Annotated in this window: 1 pseudogene; it reads right to left on the bottom strand. The window is 31.2% G+C overall.

Features of this window, described 5'->3' with window-relative positions:
- Nucleotides 1-412: pseudogene (locus KI369_RS28335) on the bottom strand (penicillin-binding protein); the annotation flags it as partial.
- Nucleotides 413-468: the final 56 nt, after the last annotated feature.

Here is a 468-nt window from a genome sequence, read left to right as displayed (position 1 = left end):
AAAAATCTTTCTTATCTGTTTCTGTCAACTTAGCTATATCTTCTGGTGACATTTCTATTAGCTGAGCTAACTGTCTTGCTACTTGTAAAACTTCTTTCGAATCTACTCCTTTCATTTTTGTATATGTAACGGTTCGTAGTGGTTTGTTATTTACAATCACTTGACCTTGCCGATCAAACATTTTCCCTCTAGGAACAGGAGTGCTTACCGTTACATCTTCCTTTTTGTTCACTTCATTTCTATACGTTTCTCCATCAATGATTTGTACTTTACCTAATTGAATTATAATAGCTGAAAATAAAAGAAAGACGATAAAAAATAGTACATTTAATCGAAAAGGAATATGAGTCTTTTTCTTTTTCGATTGTTTTTTCTGCTCCTTTTTCTGTCTCATTTCGCTCCCTCGCTTCATTCTATTAACATTTCTACGGAAAATCATTATGTATCAAATTTATTTATATGATATAT

Origin of the sequence: Bacillus sanguinis (assembly GCF_018332475.1) — a bacterium.
Taxonomy (GTDB): Bacteria; Bacillota; Bacilli; order Bacillales; family Bacillaceae_G; genus Bacillus_A; species Bacillus_A sanguinis.
Note: the sequence above shows the minus strand (reverse complement) of the source record. Positions and strands in the feature narration are given on the sequence as shown.